This window comes from Streptomyces sp. NPDC104106, from assembly GCF_055584345.1.
Genome location: NZ_JBVJMF010000001.1, coordinates 235,572 through 255,172, shown reverse-complemented (window position 1 = coordinate 255,172; position 19,601 = coordinate 235,572). Strand labels below are relative to the sequence as shown.

Below are 19,601 nucleotides of genomic sequence, written 5' to 3'. Positions count from 1 at the left end.
GCCGCGATCCACGGCCCCGGCAACGCGATCCGCGGCTCCTACGCCGCCTCCCGCGCCTCCGGCGACGCATGCCGCGCCTCCGGCGACGCACCCTGCGGCCCCGGCGACGCACCCCGCGGCTCGGGCAACGCGATCCGCGGCTCGGGCAACGCGATCCGCGGCTCGGGCAACGCGATCCGCGGCCCCTACGCCGCATCCCGCGCCTCCGGCAACGCACCCCGCGCCCCCTACGCCGCATCCCGCGCCCCCGGCGACGCACCCCGCGCCGCCCGTGACGCGGCCCCCAGCTCCCGCGACGCAGGCCACGGCTCCCGCGGCGCACCCCGCAGCACCTGTGACGACCCCCGCAGAAGAAGGCACCCCCGCATGACCAACCCCCCACGCCACGAGCCCGCCTCCCCCCGCGACCTCGTCGGCATCGGCATCGGCCCCTGCAACCTCTCCCTGGCCGCGCTCGCCCACCCGCTCGCCGAACTCGACGCCGTCTTCTACGAACAGCGCCCCGGCTTCGACTGGCACCCCGGACTGCTCATCGAGGGCGCCACCATCCAGGTGCCGTTCCTCGCCGACCTGGTGACCCTCGCCGACCCGACCAGCGCCTGGAGCTTCCTGAACTACCTCCGCTCCCGCGAGCGGCTGTTCCCGTTCTACTTCGCCGAGCGCTTCCACATCCAGCGCGCCGAGTACGACGCCTACTGCCGCTGGGTCGCGCGGAACCTGCCGGGCCTGTGCTTCGGCCACCAGGTCGACTCGGTCCGCTGGAACCCCGAACTGGACGTGTTCGAGGTGGACTTCACCCAGCTCGACGCCGAGGGCGAGACCGAGTCCCCGGGCCGCACCTACACCCGCAACATCGTCCTCGGCGTCGGCACCGCGCCCCATGTGCCCGACCCGCTCAAGCCGCTGGTGGACGCCCCCGGCGTACCGGTCATCCACGCCGCCGACTACCTCGACCACCGTGCCGAGGTGCTGGCCGCCGGGCACGTCACGGTCGTCGGCTCCGGGCAGTCCGGCGCCGAGGTCTTCCTCGACCTGCTGCGCCACCGCCCGGCCGGCCGCGAGAGGCTGCACTGGATCGGGCGCAGCGAGGCCTTCGCGCCCATGGAGTACTCCAAGCTCGGCCTGGAGCACTTCACCCCCGACTACACGCGCTACTTCCACGCCCTCGCCGAGCCCGTCCGGGACCGGCTGGTCGCCGCCCAGTGGCAGCTGCACAAGGGCATCGACGCGAGCACCCTCGCCGCCATCCACGACGAGCTGTACCGGCGTACCGTGCACGGCGGCTGGCCCGACGCCGTGCTCACCCCCGGCGTCCGGGTCCGCACGGCCGGCCGGATCGCGACCACCCAGGTCGAACTGCATCTGGAGCACCTCCAGCAGGGCAGCCGCTCCCGGCTCACCACCGACGCCGTCGTCCTCGCCACCGGCTACCGGGAACGCCCGCTCGGCCGCATCCTCGCCGGGCTCGACCCCTATGTGCGCCGCGACAGCAGTGAACGCCCGCGCATCGACGAGGAGTTCCGGATCGTCCTCGACCCCTCGGTCACCGGCTCCCTCTACGTCCAGAACGCCGAGCTGCACACCCACGGCGTCGGCGCGCCCGACCTCGGCCTCGCCGCCTGGCGCAGCGCCACCATCCTCAACTCGCTCACCGGGAAGGATCCTTACCCGCTGCCCGCCCGAACCGCCTTCACCACCTTCGGACTCCAGGAGGTCCGGCCGAGGGTGCCGCAGGCCCGTCAGGGCGGTCAGGTCCGGCAGCCGACCCCGCTCGTCGAGGGAAGGCAATAAACGGGCAAAGCCGGAGGGAGGCGGAAGAAGACCGTCGACGGCCGTGTTGGCGATGACCATGACCACGACATGGATCGCCGCCCACCGCACCGCCGTCATCGACCCCCACGAGGGCTTCGCCCTCTTCCAGAGCCGGGCCTTCGCCGACCAGACCGTTCGACAGACCCTGCGGCTGGCGGGAGGAGGTGAGGCGGTACGGATCACCCTCAGCAACCGGTACGGCAAGGAGCCCCTGGAGATCGGCGGCGCGCACGTCCGCGGCGACGGGATCGACAGCCCGCTCACCTTCGACGGCGCCAAGTCCGTCACCGTCCCGGCGGGCGGGGACGTCGTCTCCGACCCCGTCGAACAGCCCGTCCTCGCGGGCCAGGTCCTCGCGGTCGGCCTCTATCTGCCCGTCGGCACCGGGCTGACCACCTACTCGGCGGTGCCGTACGACATCGGCCACGCGGCCCCCGGCGACCAGCTCGGCGCGGAGGTCCTGCGGGACGCCGAGGAGCTGCCCACCGGCCACTTCGGGATCGGCGCCGACGTCCGCGCCCCCGAGGGCACCCGGATCGCGGTCGCCTTCGGGGACTCCTGGATCGAGGGCGCGGCCACCACGCCCGGCCTCGACAACAGCTTCCCGGCCCAGCTGAGCCGCCGCCTGCCCCGCGGCTGGATCGTCAACCAGGGCCTGTCCGGCAACCGCCTGCTCACCGACGAGATCGGCGAGCACCTCCTCGCCCGCGTGGACCGGGACGTCCTCGCGGTGCCGGGCGTCAGTCACGTCCTGATCCACATCGGCCTCAACGACCTCGGCCTGCCCGGCCACATCGCCTTCCCCGAGCCCGGTCAGCCGCCCGCGGCCGAGGAGTTCGTCGCGGGGCTCACCGCCCTCGCCGACCGGCTGCACGCGGCCGGACTGACCGTCATCGGCTCCACCATCGGTCCGTACCGGGGCACGGTCTACGACGGCTACGACAGCGAGGCCGGGCAGGACGTACGGGCTGAGGTCAACGCTTGGCTGCTGAGCGGCGCGCACCCCTTCGACGGCCTCGTGGACGTCGCCGCCGCCGTCGCGGACCCGGCCGCACCGGACCGGATCCGCCCCGAGTTCGACGGCGGCGACGGCCTGCACGTCAACGACGCCGGCGCGAAGGCGATCGCCGACGCCGTGGACCTGACCCTGCTGGAGATGTGATTCGCTCATCGGAGCGAGTGGTCGCACAATTCAACACTTGTCAATGACCTTTCACCCAAAGGTTGTTGAGTGGTCATGTGAGCCCGATTCTCTACCGGTGGGTAAGGCCTAGGCTCGACGGTATGCGCCGAGCAAAGATCGTCTGTACCTTGGGGCCCGCCACCGACTCGTACGACCAGATCAAGGCACTGGTCGACGCCGGAATGGACGTCGCCCGCTTCAACCTCAGCCACGGGACGCACGCCGAGCACGAGGAGCGCTATCAGCGTGTGCGCAAGGCGGCCGACGAGACCGGCCGCAGCGTCGGCCTGCTCGCCGACCTTCAGGGCCCGAAGATCCGGCTCGGCCACTTCGGCGAAGGACCCGTACTCCTTGAACGCGGCGACGAGTTCACCATCACCGTCGAGGAGGGCGTCGAGGGTGACCGTCACCGCTGCGGCACCACCTACGCCGGTCTCGCGGCCGACGTCGCCCCCGGCGAGCGCGTCCTCGTGGACGACGGCAAGGTCTGTTTGGAGGTGACCGCCGTCGACGGCCCGCGCGTGCGCACCCGCGTGGTCGAGGGCGGCATGGTCTCCGACCACAAGGGCCTGAACCTCCCCGGCGTCGCCGTCTCCGTGCCCGCCCTGTCCGAGAAGGACGAGGACGACCTGCGCTGGGCGCTGCGCACCGGCTTCGACGTCATCGCCCTGTCCTTCGTGCGCAGCGGCGAGGACGCCGAGGACGTGCACCGCATCATGGCCGAGGAGGGCCGCCGGCTCCCGGTGATCGCCAAGGTCGAGAAGCCGCAGGCCGTCGAGAACCTGGACGAGATCGTCGCCGCCTTCGACGGCATCATGGTCGCGCGCGGCGACCTGGGCGTGGAGATGCCGCTGGAGCAGGTGCCGATCGTGCAGAAGCGCGCGGTCAAGCTCGCCCGGCGCAACGCCAAGCCGGTCATCGTCGCCACCCAGATGCTCGACTCGATGATCGACAACTCCCGTCCGACCCGCGCCGAGGCGTCCGACGTGGCCAACGCCGTCCTCGACGGCACGGACGCGGTGATGCTCTCCGGCGAGACCAGCGTCGGCAGCTACCCGGTCGAGACCGTGCGCACCATGGCGAAGATCGTCGAGGCGGCCGAGGAGGGCATGCTCGCGGCGGGTCTGCCGCCGCTGACCGAGAGCAGCAAGCCACGCACCCAGGGCGGCGCGGTCGCCCGCGCGGCGGCGGAGATGGGCGACTTCCTCGGCGCGAAGTTCCTGGTGGCGTTCACCCAGTCCGGGGACACCGCCCGCCGCCTCTCCCGCTACCGCTCGCCGATCCCGCTGCTCGCCTTCACCCCGGAGCCGGCCACCCGCTCCCAGCTCAGCCTCACCTGGGGCGCGGAGACCTTCCTCGGCCCGCACGTGGACTCCACCGACGCCATGGTCGCCCAGGTGGACGAGCTGCTGCTGAGGTACGGCCGCTGCGCGAAGGGCGACGTCGTGGTGATCACGGCCGGCTCGCCCCCCGGCGTCTCGGGCTCGACCAACATGGTCCGGGTCCACCACATCGGTGAGGACGACAGCCCGACGACGTGACGGACCGGGCGCACGAAAAAGGGCCCCTCACCCGAGGGGCCTTCTGTATGCGACCTTGGAATCCAAGGAAAAGTGCCCCGGGTCGGACTCGAACCGACACTGTACGGGTTTTGAATCCGTTGCCTGCTGCCAATTGGGCTACCGGGGCTCGCAGAATCCAAGGTCTCCCCCGACCCTCCGCGCGTCCACCATACCGTAGCTAGGTAGGCTCTTGTCAGCAGTACCCCTGCCTGAACGAGGAGCCCCCTGTGACCGCCGAGTCGCCCCAGCCCGTAGACGCGCCCGACGACGACAAGTCGCACGTGCCTCCGCTGACGACCCGTGTCGTCATCGCCGAGGACGAGGCCCTGATCCGGCTCGACCTGAAAGAGATGCTGGAGGAAGAGGGGTACACCGTCGTCGGCGAGGCCGGAGACGGTGAGCAGGCCGTCGAGCTGGCCCGCGAGCACAGGCCGGACCTGGTCATCCTGGATGTGAAGATGCCGAAGCTGGACGGCATCTCGGCGGCCGAGAAGATCGCCGAGGAGTCCATCGCGCCGGTCCTGATGCTCACCGCCTTCTCCCAGCGCGACCTCGTGGAGCGCGCCCGGGACGCCGGTGCCATGGCGTACCTGGTGAAGCCGTTCAGCAAGAGCGACGTCGTCCCGGCCATCGAGATGGCCGTCTCGCGCTTCACCGAGCTGAAGCAGCTGGAGAAGGAGGTCGCGGACCTCACCCAGCGCCTGGAGACCCGCAAGCTGGTCGACCGCGCGAAGTCCATCCTGCAGACCGAGTACGGCCTGACCGAGCCGGCCGCCTTCCGCTGGATCCAGAAGACGTCCATGGACCGCCGCATGTCGATGCAGCAGGTCGCGGAGGCCGTCATCACGGACAGCGAGGAGAAGAAGGCGGCGAAGAAGGGCTAGTCGCCCCAGGCACTGGCGAGAGCGGCCCCGCGCCCCTGTGGGCGCGGGGCCGCCGGCGTTCAGTCCTCGCCGAGGTAGGCCTTGCGCACGGACTCGTCGTGCAGCAGGTCCTGGCCCGTCCCGGACAGCACGATCGTGCCGACCTCCATGACATGCCCCTGGTCGGCCAGCGACAGGGCCGCCTGGGCGTTCTGCTCGACGAGCAGGATCGTGGTGCCCTGGGACTTCAGCTCGGCGATGGTCGCCATGATCTTCTGCATCATGATCGGTGACAGACCCATCGACGGCTCGTCCAGCATCAGCAGCTTCGGCTGGGACATCAGCGCCCTGCCCATCGCCAGCATCTGCTGCTCACCGCCGGAGAGGGTGCCCGCCGCCTGCTTCCTGCGCTCCCCGAGGATGGGGAAGAGGTCGTAGGCGCGCTGGACGTCCTTCTCGATGCCCGGCTTGTCCTTCCGCAGGAAGGCGCCGAGCTGGAGGTTCTCGGCGATGCTCAGCCGCGGGAAGATGTGCCGGCCCTCGGGGGAGTGGGCGAGACCGAGCGCCACGATCTTGTGCGCGGGGACGCCCGTGATCGGCTTGCCCTCGAAGACGATCTTCCCGGAGCGCGGCTTCAGCAGACCCGAGAGCGTGCGCAGGGTGGTCGTCTTGCCGGCGCCGTTGGTGCCGATCAGGGTGACGACCTGACCGGCCTCGACGCTGAACGAGATGCCCTTGACTGCCTCGATCTTGCCGTAGGCCACCCTGAGGTCCTCGACCTCCAGCAGTGCGGTCACTGCGCCTCTCCCTTGGTGGTGCCGGTGCTCTCCGCGTCGTCCGCGGCGGAGGCGTCCGCGGTCTCCGCCGCGGCCTCGGCGGCCTCGACCTCCGCGGCCTCCGCCGCCCCGGGATCGCCCTCGAAGGGTTCGCCGAGGTAGGCGGCGACGACCCGCTCGTCGGCCTGGACGACGTCGGAGGTGCCCTCGATGAGCTTCTCCCCCTGGACGAGGACGGCCACGCGGTCGCACAGATTGAAGATGAAGCGCATGTCGTGCTCGATGACGAGCACGGCGATGCCCATGTCCCGGATGGCGAAGACCAGTTCCTCGGTGGCGCGGGTCTCCTGCGGGTTCATCCCGGCCGTCGGCTCGTCGAGCAGCAGCAGGCCCGGCTCGCTGGCCAGCGCCCGCGCGATCTCCAGTCTGCGCTGTTCGCCGTAGGGCAGGTTGCGGGCCAGCTGGTCGCGCTTGGGGGCGAGGCCGACGAACTCCAGGAGTTCCATGGCGCGTTCCTCGGAGGCCCGTTCGGCCTTGCGGAAGCCGGGCCCGCGCAGCAGGGCCGACCACAGGCCCTCCTTGGTGCGGGTGTGCCGGCCGACCAGGACGTTCTCCAGGACGGTCATGTTCGCGAACAGCCGGATGTTCTGGAAGGTACGGGCGATGCCCGCCTTCGTCACCAGGTGCGGCTTGGGCGGCAGCACCGTGCCCCGGAAGGAGACGGTGCCCTGGGTGGGGACGTACAGCCCCGTCAGGCAGTTGAAGAAGGTCGTCTTCCCGGCGCCGTTGGGGCCGATGAGGCCCACGATCTCGCCGCTGCCCACGGTGAGGTCGACCGAGCGCACGGCGGTCAGGCCGCCGAACCGCATGGTGACGCCCCGGGCCTGAAGGACCGTGCTGGTTGCCGTGGTGGTCACAGGATCACGCCCCTGCCTTGGTGACGCCGACCGTGCTGTCCGGCAGGTCCGGTGAGTCGGGCACGTCCAGCTGGCCGGTCTCGTGGAACTCCAGCTGGCGGCGCCGGTTGGCGATGAGCCCCTCGGGGCGGAAGCGCATCAGCAGCACGAGCGTGAGGCCGAAGGCGAGCAGTTCGTACTGCTGGAGGAAGGTGAGCTTCTCCGGCAGCAGGTAGAGCAGGGCGGCGCCGATCAGCGGACCGCTGACCGTGCCCATGCCGCCGAGGACCACCGCGGCCAGCAGGAACGCGGAGTTGGGCGGTGAGGAGCCGGCGAACTGGTACGGGTTGGGTACGACGTTGTACGTGACGTGGGCGCTGACCGTGCCGGCGAGACCGGCCAGGGAGGCGCCGAGCGCGAACGCGATGAGCTTGACCCGGAAGCCGTTGATACCCATGGCGACGGCGGCGGTCTCGTCCTCGCGGATGGCGATCCAGGCCCGGCCGATACGGGAGTTCGCGGCGCGCGTGAAGACGAGCACCACCAGCGCGGTGATGAGCAGCATCAGGAAGAAGTAGTTGGCGAACCGGCCGAGGGTGGCCCCGGCGACGTCGTGCTGCGCGCCGAAGTCGAATCCGAAGATCTTCAGGTCGGGGATGGACGGGATGCCGTTGGGGCCGTTGGTGATGTCGGGGCCCGAGGTGCCGTCCATGTTGTTGACCGCGATCCGGAAGATCTCTCCGAAGCCGATGGTGACGATGGCCAGGTAGTCGCCGCGCAGCCGCAGCGTCGGCGCGCCGATGAGCACGCCGAAGACGAGCGAGGCGCCCATGCCCACCAGGGCGGCGGCCCAGAACGGGAACTGGGTGCCGGAGAACCGGGAGTACTCGGAGCCGGAGACCAGGGCCGCCGCGTAGGCACCGACACCGAGGAAGGCGACGTATCCGAGGTCGAGGAGGCCGGTGAGGCCGACCACGATGTTCAGCCCGAGGGCGACGGTGCCGAAGATCAGGATGTTCACGCCGAGGTTGGCGTTGTGGTCGTCGCTCTGGGTGAAGGGGAAGACCGCGGCGGCGACGAAGGCGGCGGCGGTGGCGAAGCCCTTGTGCTGAGCGCACACGGCGGAGAACCGGTCCATGAGTCCGGCGTGCACGAACGCCCAGGCCGCGAAGAGGACGAGGAGGCAGAACCCGATGAAGGTCTCGCTCTCGTCGTTGTTGATGCCGATGCCGTACGTGAAGGCGATCAGGCCGACGGCGACGCCGGCGACGATCACCGCGTACCGGGTCCAGCCGGTGAGCGGCCGGGCCGGCGCGGGCTGTTCCGGCTTGGTGAGGTAGTCGCGCACACCGCTGCCCGGCCGGGGCAGGGCGAGCGCGCCGAGCACCGGCAGCGCGGAGGCGACGGCGGCCACGTAGCCGCCCGGATCCAGGTTGACCAGGCCGCCGAGGCGGACGGCGATGGCGATGGCGGTGAACCAGCAGACCGCGAATCCGGACAGCGTGATCAGCAGGTACGGCGAGGTGGCGCCCGCGGGGTTGAGCCAGCGCAGCCCGCGCACGTTCCACAGGGTGAGGGAGAACAGCAGCGTGAGCGCGCCGGCGACGAGCGCGATCACCTGCAGCCCCGCCGGGTAGCCGTAGACGGTCAGGTCGCCGGGGAAGTCGGGTGTCCAGGTCCACGACAGGAAGGTGCTGGCGATCGTCCCGACGGCGCCGACGGCGATGAGGAGCCGGGCGGCGGAGCGGGGCAGCGGTATCAGGGGCGTGGTCTCGGTCATGGGATCACGCCCTGTCCGCGACGCGTTCGCCGAGCAGGCCCTGTGGCCGCAGCAGCAGGACGAGGATGAGCAGGACGAACGCCCAGACGGACGCCCAGCCCTGTCCGCCGAGTTGCTGCATGCCGGGGATGTTGGCGATGTACGCGGTGGCCATGGCCTCGGCCAGGCCGAGCACGAGCCCGCCGAGCATGGCACCGTAGACGTTGCCGATGCCGCCGAGCACGGCCGCGGTGAAGGCGTGCAGACCGGCCTGGAAGCCCATGTCGTACTGGACGGAGCCGTACTTGAGGCCGAAGGCGACACCCGCGATGCCGGCGAACAGACCGCCGATGGCGAACGCGGTGGCGATCATGCGGTTGGTGTCGATGCCCATGAGCTGCGCGGTGTCCGGGTCCTGGGCGGTGGCCTGCATCGCGTGCCCGGTGCGGGAACGGCGCACGAACAGCGCCAGCCCCGCCATGCACAGGGGCGCCACGATGATGAGGAACAGGTCGCCGCTCTGGATGCGGATCGAGCCCAGGTGGTAGGGGCCGAACGGCAGCTGCGGGAAGACACGCGCGGACTTGGCGTTGGGGAACCAGTTGAAGACGGCTTGCTGGAGGGCGAGGGAGAGGCCGATGGCCGTGATGAGCGGTGCCAGCACGGGGGCGCCGCGCAGCGGGCGGTAGGCGAACCGTTCGGCGCCGAGGGCGACGAGGGTGGAGACGAGGACGCCGCCGAGCAGCATGGCGGGCAGCGCGATCCACATGGACGTGCCGTCGGGCAGGTTCAGATAGACCGTGAGGGCGCCGAAGCCGCCGGTCATGAATATCTCGCCGTGGGCGAAGTTGATGAGCTGGACGATGCCGTACACCATCGTGTAGCCGATGGCGATCAGCCCGTACATCGAGCCTAGGAACAGCCCGTTGGCCAGCTGTTGCGGCAGCGTGTTCACCGCGTGGCCTCCATGGGTGGGAGCGTGAACTGGGGAGAGGGGTGGGGCCGCGCGGACGGGTCGTCGTGGCCGCACGGCCCCGGGCGGGCGCCGGCTGGTCCTTGGATCAGGAGGGGTTGTAGGTGCCGCTCTTGACGGCCACCCACTTGCCGCCCTTGACCTGGTACACGGTGAGCTGCTTGTTGGTGGTGTCGCCGTACTGGTCGAAGGAGACGTGGCCGGCGACTCCGTCGAAGTCGGAGGCCTGCACGGCGGCGACGATCTGCTGGCGGGCGTCGGAGGGCACCTTGCCGTCCTTCACGACCTTGCCGACGGCCTTGATGATCGCCGTCGCGGCGTCGTAGGAGTAGCCGCCGTAGGTGCCGTAGTCGCCCGGGTAGCCCTTGGCCTTGTAGGTGGCGATGAAGTCCTTGGCGGCCGGCAGCGTGGTGACCGGCACGCCCACGGAGGTGGCGAGGTCGCCCTCGGCGGCGGCCCCGGCGGTCTTGATGTACGTGTCCGAGAACATGCCGTCGCCGCCGAACAGCGGGATCTTGGCGCCGGCGGCCTTGAGCTGCTTGGTGAGGATCTGCGACTCGTCGTACTGGCCGCCGTAGTAGAGGAGGTCGGCGCCGGAGTTCTTGACCTTGGTGACGAGGGTCTGGAAGTCCTTGTCACCGGTGTTGACGTGGTCGGAGCCGGCGACCTTGCCGCCCAGCTTGGTGAAGTTGGCGGTGAACAGCTTGGCGAGGCCCGCGCCGTAGGTCTGCTTGTCGTCCACGACGAAGACCTTGCGCTTGCTCAGCGTCTGGTAGGCGTACTCGGCCGCGAAGCCGCCCTGGAGGGCGTCGGTGGTGGCGGTGCGGAAGTACGTCTTGTACGGCCGTGTCTTGCTGGTCTGCCAGTTCTTGCCCTGGGTCAGCTCCGGGGCGGTGTTGGACGGGGAGATCTGGACCAGGTTGGCCGTGGCGAAGACCTGCTGCATGGAGGTCGCCACACCGGAGTTGAGGGGACCGACGACACCGAGGACCTTGCTGTCGGAGACCAGCGCGGTGGCGTTCTGCTGGCCGTTGGCCGGAATCGCCTTGTCGTCCAGCGCCTTCACCTGGAAGGTGACCCCGGGCACGGTGTTGTTCTTGTTGGCGTCGTCGGCAGCGATCTTGACGCCGTACTCGATGCCCAGTCCGGTGGCGGAGTTCTGACCGGTCAAGGGGGCGTCCACGCCGATCACGACAGTCGTCTTGCCGCTGCCGCTGCCCTTGTTGTCGCGCGAACCGCAGGCGGTGAGCGCGAGTGCTCCGGTGGTGAGGAGCGAGGTGAGGATCACCAGAGAACGCTGACGCACAATCAGTCCTTTCCGCGGCGGGACGTCCCCTGAACGGACAGTGTTGGCCCCGCGTCGCTACCGAACCCCCGGTGGGAGCGGTGACTGGCGGCGACTCTAGGCCTGGGGTGTGCAACCGGTCACCGCAGATGGAGGGCTTGTGACTTTGTTGTTATGACATGAGGGGTCCATCCCGTCATAAGGGATGTTTTCAGTCGTTTCCGAGGCCTGTGTCCCTGAATTCGGAAGACGCTGTTCCGCTGTCCACATACTGAGAAAGTGCACGTCGCTCCAGGGAAATCGAAAGGGGGCGTAAAGGGGCGCAGAGCGGCTCCCGAGGGGCGCACGCAGAGCGCTCCGCGAACGGTCGGCACTGGCCGGAAATATTGCGCATGCGTTACGGAGTGTTACGTCCGTTGAGGGTGGGAGGGGGTGGCTCACCGAGTCGCAGGTGCAGCTCTGTGGAGAAGTTTTACGCTCTCGTAACAGGGTCTCCGGTGTGGTGGAGGCCGCCTGTGTATAAGAATGCGATCATCGAACGTGCGGACGCTCGTCCCGCATGATCGGGTGCCACGACGGAGTGGCCGGGGGACTGCCGTTGTGTATATGACGTTGATTATTTGACTATTCCGTCGTGTCGCGCCCGGTACTTCACGAGGCCACGCTCGGCAGCCCTTCCGTATGACCCCATCAGGAGAGGACTGTGTCGTGAACGACCGCCTTCTGGCACTGATCGGCAACGTCGTTGCCGAGATCAATGAGCGGCGGGACGAGAAGATCCCGACCGACGATCTGCTGAACGTCAGCCTGTACGGCGACGCGGGCGTCTTCGACTCCATGCACCTGGTCAACTTCCTGACCCTGATCGAGGAGGCGATCGAAGACGAGTACGACGTCGAGATCTCGCTGACCTCGGAGAAGGCCGTCTCGCGGCGGATCAGCCCGTTCAGCCGGGTCGGGAAGCTGATCGAGTTCATCGAGGAGGAGATGGCCCTGGCCGGCGCCGAGTCCGGCCAGGGAAGCGCGGCCTGAGCAAGCCGCCGAGGCGGCGGGGGAGGAGTGCCTCGTGCCGGTGACGGTGCGGAAAGCGGTGGCGGAGGACCTGCATCAGGTCTATCCACTGCTCAGGGATTCGACGCTCAATTCGTCATGGATTCCCTTCGAGTCGCGCAAGCGAATGTTCCAGCCGCAGTGGGGCGGTGATGAGGGCTACTTCGGCTATGTCATGGAGGACGACGGCGACGTCGTCGGCTTCCTCGGAACGCTCTTCACCGAACGTGAAATCAATGGACGCCGCCATAAATTCTGCGAGATCCACAGCTGGTTCGTGAAGGATGCGTACCGGAACGAGAGCATGAAGCTCTTCCTTCCGGTGATGTCGATCCGGAAGGCCACGCTGCTCAATTACACGCCCACCCGGACTGTCTACGACATCAGCAAGAAGTTCGGGTGGGAGGACCTGGAGACGAAGATCTTGCAGTTCCTGCCCGTGCCGACTCCGCGTACCTTTGGCACGGGCTATCGGCTGGAGACACGCAAGCACCTGATCGTCCAGCATCTGGACGAGGCCGACCGCAAAATTTTTCTCGACCACGAGAATCTCGACTGCCGCCACTACCTCGTCACCCGGCGTGGCAGCACCGAGTACCTCTATCTCGTCGTCAAGAGGCTCTGGTTGCGCAAGTACGTCCCGTTCGGCCGGATCCTCTACGCGAGCAACAAACCGATGCTGCTGGACGTCGTCGACCGGCTGCGCCTGGACCTGTGCCGGCGCCTGCGGACCGCCTTCGTCGTCATCGACCACGCCGAGCTGGCGGACCTCGTCCACCGGCGCGGCACCCCGGCGTTCGCCCGAGTCGTCACCCGGGAGGTGCCCTCCCAGTTCAAGTCCAAGGACCTGAAGGCGCAGGACATCGGTCCCGCGCTGTACACCCTGCCCCTGCTGGTCGGCTACCGGCTGCACTGACCATGATCATTCTGATTACCGGTACACGCACCGGTGTGGGCAGGGCCCTCGCCGAACACTTCCTCGACCAGGGGCACCAGGTCGTCGGATGCAGCAGGAAGCCGGCCGGTCTCGACCGTCCCGGCTACCGGCACCACGAGCTGGACCTCACCGACGCGAGCGCGGTCAAGTCCATGTTCCGGGAGATCCGGCGGGAGTTCGGTCATCTGGACGCGCTGGTGAACAACGCCGGCACGTCCAACATGAACCACTTCATGATGACGCCGGAGAAGGTCGCCCGGGACGTCTTCGACCTCAACTTCTTCTCGCTGCTCAGCTGTTGCCGTGAGGGGACGAAGCTCCTGCAGAAGAGTCCCGGCGGCTCGGCGGCGATCCTCAACGTCTCGACCGTCGCGGTGCCCTGGGCGCTGGACGGCCAGCTGGTCTACTCGGCCAGCAAGGCCGCGGTGGAGCAGCTGACGCGGGTCATGAGCAAGGAACTGGCCGGTTTCGGCATCCGGGTCAACGGCCTCGGCCTGCCCCCGGTGCGGACCGTGCTCACCCGGACCCTCCCCGAAGGGATGGTCGACTCCCTGATCGAACGGCAGGCGATCAAACGCATGTGCACGATGGCGGACCTCGTCGGGCCCGTCGAGTTCCTGATCTCCGAGCGGTCGGGGTTCGTCACCGGCGAGACGCTCTTCCTGGGCGGAGTGAACTGATGCGCAGTCAACTCATCGAGAAGCTGGATCACTTCGGGGACCGCCCGGCCGTGATCCACCGAGGGGTCACCCACTCCTACCGCGACCTGGTCGCGGAGATCCGGCGGGTCGAGCAGCGGCTGGCCGCGGCCGGGGTGCGCCCGCACGACGTCGTCGTCCTCAACGCCGACTTCTCCTTCCGCTCGATCGCCGCGCTCCTCGCGCTCTATCTGGGCCGGAACATCGTGGTGCCGGTCGTGACCTTCACCGAGAGCACCCTCGCCACGGTGACCGGATCCTGCCACCCCCGGCACCTGTTCAAGCCCGACGGGGACGACGGCCACGGCGAGCCGGCCATCGAGCCCCTGACCGGCCCGGCCGACGGAGCCGACGCCTACCGGCCCCTGATCGAGGCCGGAGCGGCCGGCCTGGTCCTGCTCAGCAGCGGCAGCACCGGCGCGCCCAAGGCGATCCTGCACAACCTCGACTCCCTGGTCGAGGAGAAGGTCGGCACCGGCACCCGGGTGGGCGCCAAGGCGCCGAACATCCTGATGTTCCTGCTCTTCGACCACATCGGCGGCATCAACTCGCTGCTCGGCGTCCTCAAGGTGGGCGGCACCGCCGTCGTCCCCGAGCGGCGCACGCCGGACGAGATCTGCGCCCTGGTCGAGACCTACGGCATCCGGCTGCTGCCCACGAGCCCCACCTTCCTCAACCTCATCCTGATCGGCGGCTACACCGAGAAGTTCGACCTCTCCGGCCTGCGGCTGATCACCTACGGCACCGAGCCCATGCCCGAGGAACTGCTGCGGCGCGTGCACGAGGCGCTCCCGCGCGCCCGGCTGCTGCAGACCTTCGGCACCAGCGAGACCGGCATCTCGACGACGACCAGCGAGTCCTCCAGCAGCACCTACTTCAAGATCTCCGACGAGAACGTGCGCTACCGCATCGTCGACGGAGAACTGCAGCTGAAGAGCCGGACCCAGTTCATGGGCTACCTCAACTACCCCAGCGACTCGCTCACCGAGGACGGCTGGTTCCGCACCGGCGACCTGGTCGAGGAGAACGCCGACGGCTACCTCAAGGTCAAGGGCCGCGCCAAGGAGATCATCAACGTCGGCGGCGAGAAGGTACTCCCACTGGAGCTGGAGTCCCTGCTGCTGGGCAGCCCGCTGATCGCCGACTGCGTGGTGTACGGCAGGCCGAACTCCATCACCGGACAGTCGGTCTGTGCCGACATCAAGCCCACCGGCGCGCTGAGCCGTGCCGAGGCGCGCCGGCACGTCCAGGACTTCCTCGACGGCAAGGTCGAGCCGTTCAAGATCCCCAGCAAGGTGCAGGTGGTCGAGGAACTCGCCGTCTCCGAGCGGTTCAAGAAGCGGAGGATCCTGCCGTGAGGGACCTCGTCCTCATCGGGGCGGGCAAGTTCGCCCTGGAGGTGGCCCGGTACGTCGACGACGTCACCGCCGCCGACCCGGAGGCCGGCTACCGCATCCTGCGGTACGTGGCGGTCGACGGCGAGCCCGCCCACGCCCCGGCCGGACTCACCGTGCCGCTCGCCGGCTTCACGCCCGAGCCCGGCACCCGGGTCGTGCTCGCCCTGTCGGACGTCGGCCTGCGCCGGAAGCTGATCGACGAGGTCGTGACCCAACACGGCCTGGTGGCGGAGAACATCGTCCACCCGTCGTCCCGCGTCGAGCCCGCGGCGCTGCGCGGGAGCGGCAACATCATCGGCCCCGACAACTACGTGGGTGTGAACACGACGTTCGGCGACTTCAACGTCGTGAACTACCGCAGCAGCTTCGGGCACCACTCCCGGATCGGGTCGAACAACTTCGTCGCCCCCAACTTCCACTGCGGCAACAGCGTCGGGATCGGCGACGACAACTTCTTCGGGCTCAGCTGCACGGTCGCACCCGGAGTGGAGATCGGCGGCGAGTGCCGCTTCCAGGCCGGCCTCAGCCTCTTCGAGGACGCCGCGAGCGGGTTCTCGTACCTCGCCCCGAGCCGGATCAAGTCCATCAAGTCCCTCTGAAGCCCTCTGACCAGTCCCCTGAAGCCCTCCGAGGAGAGCAGTAGTGAAGCGAGCGAAGGTTTCCATCATCGGCGCGGGTCCCGCCGGCTGTGTGGCCGCACTGACCCTGCAGAAGCTCGGTCATGACGTAGAGGTCTTCGAGCGGGACCACTTCCCGCGCTACCGCGTCGGCGAATCGTTCCTGCCCGGCACCCTGTCGATCCTCAACCGGCTCGGCCTGCAGGAGAAGATCGACGCCCGGAACTACGTGAAGAAGCCGTCCGCGACCTTCCTGTGGGGTCAGGACCAGGCGCCGTGGACGTTCTCGTTCACCACGCCCCGCACCTCGCCGTGGGTCTTCGACCACGCCATCCAGGTCAAGCGCGAGGAGTTCGACCAGCTCCTGGTGGACGAGGTCCGCGAGCGCGGCATCTTCGTGCACGAGGGCACCCCGGTCACCCAGGTCGACATCTCGGCGACCGACTCGGTCACCCTCACCGTGCGCGAAGGAGACGCCACGCGCACGGTCACCAGCGACTTCGTCATCGACGCCGGTGGCTCGGGCAGCCCGCTGGCCCGCCAGCTCAAGGTGCGCCGCTACGACGAGTTCTACAAGAACTTCGCGATCTGGTCGTACTTCCGGATGGAGGACCCCTTCACCGGCGACCTGAAGGGCACCACGTACTCGATCACCTTCGAGGACGGCTGGGTCTGGATGATCCCGGTCAAGGACGACCTGTACAGCGTCGGCCTGGTGGTCGACCGGTCCAAGGCTGCCGAGGTCAAGGAGCTGGGCCCGGAGCGCTTCTACCGCGAGACCCTCGCCAAGGCCGAGCGGGCCACGGCCCTGCTGGGCGACGCCGAGATGGCCGACGAGGTGCGCATCGTCCACGACTGGTCGTACGAGTCCGACCTCTTCTCCCGCGACCGGTTCTTCCTCTGCGGCGACGCGGCCTGCTTCACCGACCCGCTGTTCTCGCAGGGCGTCCACCTCGCCAGCCAGTCCGCCGTCTCCGCCGCCGCGGCGATCGACCGCATCACCGCGCACGAGGACGAGCGGGAGGAGGTGCACGCCTGGTACAACCGCACCTACCGCGAGACCTACGAGCAGTACCACGAGTTCCTCGCCTCCTTCTACACGTTCGCCTCCTTCACCGAGCCCGAGTCGGAGTTCTGGACCAAACGCCGGATCAGCGAGGCCGACGACGAGCGGCTCACCCGCAAGAGCTGGTTCGACCGGCTGGTGGCGACCGACCACGCGAACGACGACTGGTCGGTGGCCGACTTCCGGGACCGCGCCTCCACGATGATCGCCATCGGCCGGCACCAGCGGCAGGAACTGAGCGACGAGTTCAGCGACGACGAGCTGAACGTCGCCCGGGTCCGCTGGATCAGCCGGCTGACCAAGCAGCTCAACAGCATCAAGCGGCTCCAGTGGAACGGCACCGAGGTCCGGCTCAAGCCGTACTACAAGATCGAGCCGCTCAGCTTCCGGCTGGAGCCCAAGCAGGTGCTGGCCAACGAGAGCGGCCAGGACATGGTGAAGTGGCCGCTGGAGGAGCCCCACCGCGAGGTCTTCGAGACCCTGCTGAAGGAGACCGTCTCCTACAAGGACGTCATCCGGCAGCTGGGTGACCTCGGCCGGCAGGAGCTCAGCTCGCAGATCGTCATCCGGCTGATGGAGGCGGGGCTGCTCACCGGGTTCGACAAGAACGACGAGCCCGTGTTCATCCAGGACCGCCTGCGCTTCGACGGCGTGGGCGTCGAGTACGAGGTGTGACCGTGGCACAGAATCCGACCTTCGTGTTCCTCGCGGGCATCGACAACTCCGGCCCCGACCACTGGCAGCGCCAGTGGTACGAGCGCGAGGCACAGAACAGCGTGTGGGTCGAGCACGACTCCTGGGACCGTCCCGTCCGCGACACGTGGGTGAAGGACCTGGCCGACGCGCTCGCCGCGGTGCCGGGCCCCAAGGTGATCATCGCCCACAGCCTGGGCTGCACGCTGCTCGGCGAATGGGCCCGCGAACAGGCCGGCGAGGCCGGGGACGTGACCGGTGCCTTCCTGGTCGCCGTCCCGGACCCCGACGGGGAGAACTTCCCCGCCGCCGCGGAGGGCTTCAGCGCCGCCGCGTACCGGGCCGCGCTGCCCTTCCCGGTCGTCGTCGTCGCGAGCGAGGACGACCCGTACGGCACCGTGGAGCACGCCGCCGCGGTCGCCGAACGCCACGGCGCCCCCCTGGTGAACATCGGCCCCAAGGGCCATATCAACGCCTCGGCGGGCCTGGGCGACTGGGCAGAGGGCTGGACCCTCTTCCGGCACCACCTCGCGGGCTGACCGGAACGGTTCCCCGCGCCCCACCGGGGCGTGGGGAACCGCCTGGACACCGGCACCCGGGGCATTCCCGAGCACGGCCCTTCCAGCGAAGCGCTTGAGCGGAGAGCGACAGACGATGGAACTTGTTCGCGCGGAGTCGGTCGAACGCGAGGCCGCGTACGCGTACTGGAAGACCGACCTGCACCGCCCGGAGGTGCTGGTCTGGACGGGCCGGCACCGGGTGACGGCCGTACTGGAGGAGCGGAGCGCCGACGGCACCCTCGTGCTGTCCGTCCCCGGGCCGGACCGGCCGGCCCGCCTCGCGCCCGGCGGACGGCTGGCCCTCGCCTTCCGGGCCGACGCCGCGCGGCTGCGCCGGGGACGGCTGGTGCCCGTGTTCACCACCGACTACACCCTCGACGAGGACTCCGGTCGTGTCGTGGCGCGCTTCCCGGCCGGCGCCGGCCGCACCCGGCCGCTGCCCCGGCCGATCCCGGCCCGACTGGACAGCGCCGTGCTGTTCGGCCGGCGGGCGGAGGTCGACCTGCTGCGACTCTCGCCCTACCACGGGGAGTTCCGGGCCGACGACCCCGGCCGCTGCCTGGCGCCCGGCATGGCCGTCACACTGGAGGCCTGGCTGCCCTGGCTCGGCCACTGGCGGCTCACCGCCCAGCTGACCGACTGCCGCGAGGAGGCCGACGGCGCCCGCTTCGGCTTCCGGATCGTGGACCGGGAATCGGTGCGCACCAGCGCGACCGTCCTGGTCGGCACGGACCCGGACTTCGGCTTCGCCGAGCTGCGCGACGCTGGGGTGCGGCCGTCCCGGATGACCCGGTACCTGTCGGTGCGCACCGTGGCCGACGAGCTGACACACCGTCAGGCCCTCGACGTCCGGCTCGCCGGCAACCAGCGCTTCGGCCGGCTGGCCGGCGTGCAGGACAGCACCGAGGTGGCCGACGACCTCGACGCCCACGCCGTCACCTTCCTGTGTCTGCTGGGGGAGAAGCCGGTGGGCACCGGCCGGGTCGTGGTCAACGGCGGCGACCGCGGCCTCAGCGAGATCGAGACCGGCACCGCCGGACTGCCCGTGCACATCTGGCGCGGCCGGTTCGTCGAGGTGTCCCGGCTGGCCATCGACCCCGAACACCGCGGCGCGGGCGTCGTCCTCGCGCTGTTCCGCGAGACGGCCCGGCTGGCGTTCAACCTCGACTGCCGCTACCTGGTGCTGGACGCCATCGACAAGCTCGTCCCGGCGTACGAGCGGATCGGCGGCCGCCGGCTGCCCATCGTCAAGACGCATCCGTACAGCAAGGAAACCGTGCACGTCATGGCGATCGACATCGGCGAGCAGCTCGGCCGGCTCGGCCGCCGCTGGCCGTACTGGCAGGTCGTGTTCGGGCCGGTGCTCGACCACCACATGCGCACCTCCCCGCCCGGCGCGCTCACCCGGCTCGTGCACGGCCTCGGCACGATCCCCTTCTGGGTGAAGCGGGCCGTCAGCCGCCTCCTGTGAGCC

General features: G+C 69.3%; 17 protein-coding genes and 1 tRNA gene. 12 read left to right on the top strand and 6 right to left on the bottom strand.

What is annotated here, in order from left to right:
- Positions 1 to 366 precede the first annotated feature (366 nt).
- The 3 genes from ACZ60X_RS01220 (at position 367) to pyk (ending at position 4,536) form a co-directional block, all read left to right on the top strand.
- Positions 367 to 1,791, top strand: a complete 1,425-nt coding sequence (locus tag ACZ60X_RS01220) for a lysine N(6)-hydroxylase/L-ornithine N(5)-oxygenase family protein (RefSeq protein ID WP_469592033.1) — start codon at positions 367 to 369, stop codon at positions 1,789 to 1,791.
- A 58-nt stretch (positions 1,792 to 1,849) separates the two neighbouring features.
- Positions 1,850 to 2,974: a GDSL-type esterase/lipase family protein gene (locus ACZ60X_RS01215; RefSeq protein ID WP_469592031.1), complete on the top strand. Its 1,125-nt coding sequence runs from the start codon at positions 1,850 to 1,852 to the stop codon at positions 2,972 to 2,974.
- Between the two features lie 122 nt (positions 2,975 to 3,096).
- On the top strand, positions 3,097 to 4,536 hold the full coding sequence (gene pyk, locus ACZ60X_RS01210) for a pyruvate kinase (RefSeq protein ID WP_469592029.1): 1,440 nt from the start codon (positions 3,097 to 3,099) through the stop codon (positions 4,534 to 4,536).
- A 73-nt stretch (positions 4,537 to 4,609) separates the two neighbouring features.
- Here pyk and ACZ60X_RS01205 read toward each other — a convergent pair.
- A tRNA-Leu gene (locus ACZ60X_RS01205) sits at positions 4,610 to 4,684 on the bottom strand.
- A gap of 100 nt (positions 4,685 to 4,784) precedes the next feature.
- On the opposite strand from ACZ60X_RS01205, the gene ACZ60X_RS01200 reads away from it, so the two are divergent.
- Positions 4,785 to 5,441, top strand: a complete 657-nt coding sequence (locus ACZ60X_RS01200; RefSeq protein WP_469592027.1) for an ANTAR domain-containing response regulator — start codon at positions 4,785 to 4,787, stop codon at positions 5,439 to 5,441.
- A gap of 59 nt (positions 5,442 to 5,500) precedes the next feature.
- Here ACZ60X_RS01200 and ACZ60X_RS01195 read toward each other — a convergent pair whose 3' ends face one another.
- The 5 genes from ACZ60X_RS01195 to ACZ60X_RS01175 form a co-directional block, all read right to left on the bottom strand.
- Positions 5,501 to 6,217, bottom strand: a complete 717-nt coding sequence (locus ACZ60X_RS01195) for an ABC transporter ATP-binding protein (RefSeq protein ID WP_469592025.1) — start codon at positions 6,215 to 6,217, stop codon at positions 5,501 to 5,503.
- Positions 6,214 to 7,065 (bottom strand): ABC transporter ATP-binding protein, encoded by an 852-nt coding sequence (locus ACZ60X_RS01190; RefSeq protein WP_469592972.1) that lies wholly within the window; start codon positions 7,063 to 7,065, stop codon positions 6,214 to 6,216. The genes ACZ60X_RS01195 and ACZ60X_RS01190 overlap by 4 nt, the downstream gene beginning before the upstream one ends.
- A gap of 52 nt (positions 7,066 to 7,117) precedes the next feature.
- Entirely contained in the window at positions 7,118 to 8,872 is a 1,755-nt protein-coding gene (locus ACZ60X_RS01185; RefSeq protein ID WP_469592023.1) for a branched-chain amino acid ABC transporter permease, read from the bottom strand.
- A gap of 4 nt (positions 8,873 to 8,876) precedes the next feature.
- Positions 8,877 to 9,806 carry a branched-chain amino acid ABC transporter permease gene (locus ACZ60X_RS01180; RefSeq protein WP_469592021.1) on the bottom strand — a complete coding sequence of 310 codons (930 nt, stop codon included), beginning with the start codon at positions 9,804 to 9,806 and terminating at the stop codon, positions 8,877 to 8,879.
- Between the two features lie 106 nt (positions 9,807 to 9,912).
- Positions 9,913 to 11,130, bottom strand: a complete 1,218-nt coding sequence (locus ACZ60X_RS01175) for a branched-chain amino acid ABC transporter substrate-binding protein (RefSeq protein ID WP_469592019.1) — start codon at positions 11,128 to 11,130, stop codon at positions 9,913 to 9,915.
- 687 nt (positions 11,131 to 11,817) lie between these two features.
- Between ACZ60X_RS01175 and ACZ60X_RS01170 the strand changes: the two genes are divergently transcribed.
- The 8 genes from ACZ60X_RS01170 to ACZ60X_RS01135 all read left to right on the top strand — a co-directional run bounded on the left by ACZ60X_RS01170 (position 11,818) and on the right by ACZ60X_RS01135 (position 19,598).
- Positions 11,818 to 12,141: a hypothetical protein gene (locus ACZ60X_RS01170; RefSeq protein WP_469592017.1), complete on the top strand. Its 324-nt coding sequence runs from the start codon at positions 11,818 to 11,820 to the stop codon at positions 12,139 to 12,141.
- A 34-nt stretch (positions 12,142 to 12,175) separates the two neighbouring features.
- Entirely contained in the window at positions 12,176 to 13,075 is a 900-nt protein-coding gene (locus ACZ60X_RS01165) for a GNAT family N-acetyltransferase (RefSeq protein ID WP_469592014.1), read from the top strand.
- A 2-nt stretch (positions 13,076 to 13,077) separates the two neighbouring features.
- Positions 13,078 to 13,776, top strand: coding sequence for an SDR family NAD(P)-dependent oxidoreductase (locus ACZ60X_RS01160; protein WP_469592012.1), 699 nt, complete (start codon positions 13,078 to 13,080; stop codon positions 13,774 to 13,776).
- Positions 13,776 to 15,152: an ANL family adenylate-forming protein gene (locus ACZ60X_RS01155; RefSeq protein ID WP_469592010.1), complete on the top strand. Its 1,377-nt coding sequence runs from the start codon at positions 13,776 to 13,778 to the stop codon at positions 15,150 to 15,152. The genes ACZ60X_RS01160 and ACZ60X_RS01155 overlap by 1 nt, the downstream gene beginning before the upstream one ends.
- Positions 15,149 to 15,790, top strand: a complete 642-nt coding sequence (locus tag ACZ60X_RS01150; protein ID WP_469592008.1) for an LbetaH domain-containing protein — start codon at positions 15,149 to 15,151, stop codon at positions 15,788 to 15,790. The genes ACZ60X_RS01155 and ACZ60X_RS01150 overlap by 4 nt, the downstream gene beginning before the upstream one ends.
- 43 nt (positions 15,791 to 15,833) lie before the next feature.
- Positions 15,834 to 17,549 carry a chloramphenicol-biosynthetic FADH2-dependent halogenase CmlS gene (cmlS, locus tag ACZ60X_RS01145; protein ID WP_469592006.1) on the top strand — a complete coding sequence of 572 codons (1,716 nt, stop codon included), beginning with the start codon at positions 15,834 to 15,836 and terminating at the stop codon, positions 17,547 to 17,549.
- A gap of 2 nt (positions 17,550 to 17,551) precedes the next feature.
- Positions 17,552 to 18,106, top strand: a complete 555-nt coding sequence (locus ACZ60X_RS01140; RefSeq protein WP_469592004.1) for an RBBP9/YdeN family alpha/beta hydrolase — start codon at positions 17,552 to 17,554, stop codon at positions 18,104 to 18,106.
- 115 nt (positions 18,107 to 18,221) lie between these two features.
- The gene (locus ACZ60X_RS01135; RefSeq protein WP_469592001.1) at positions 18,222 to 19,598 is read left to right on the top strand and encodes a GNAT family N-acetyltransferase; all 1,377 of its coding nucleotides are present in this window, start codon (positions 18,222 to 18,224) and stop codon (positions 19,596 to 19,598) included.
- The last annotated feature ends 3 nt before the right edge of the window (positions 19,599 to 19,601 follow it).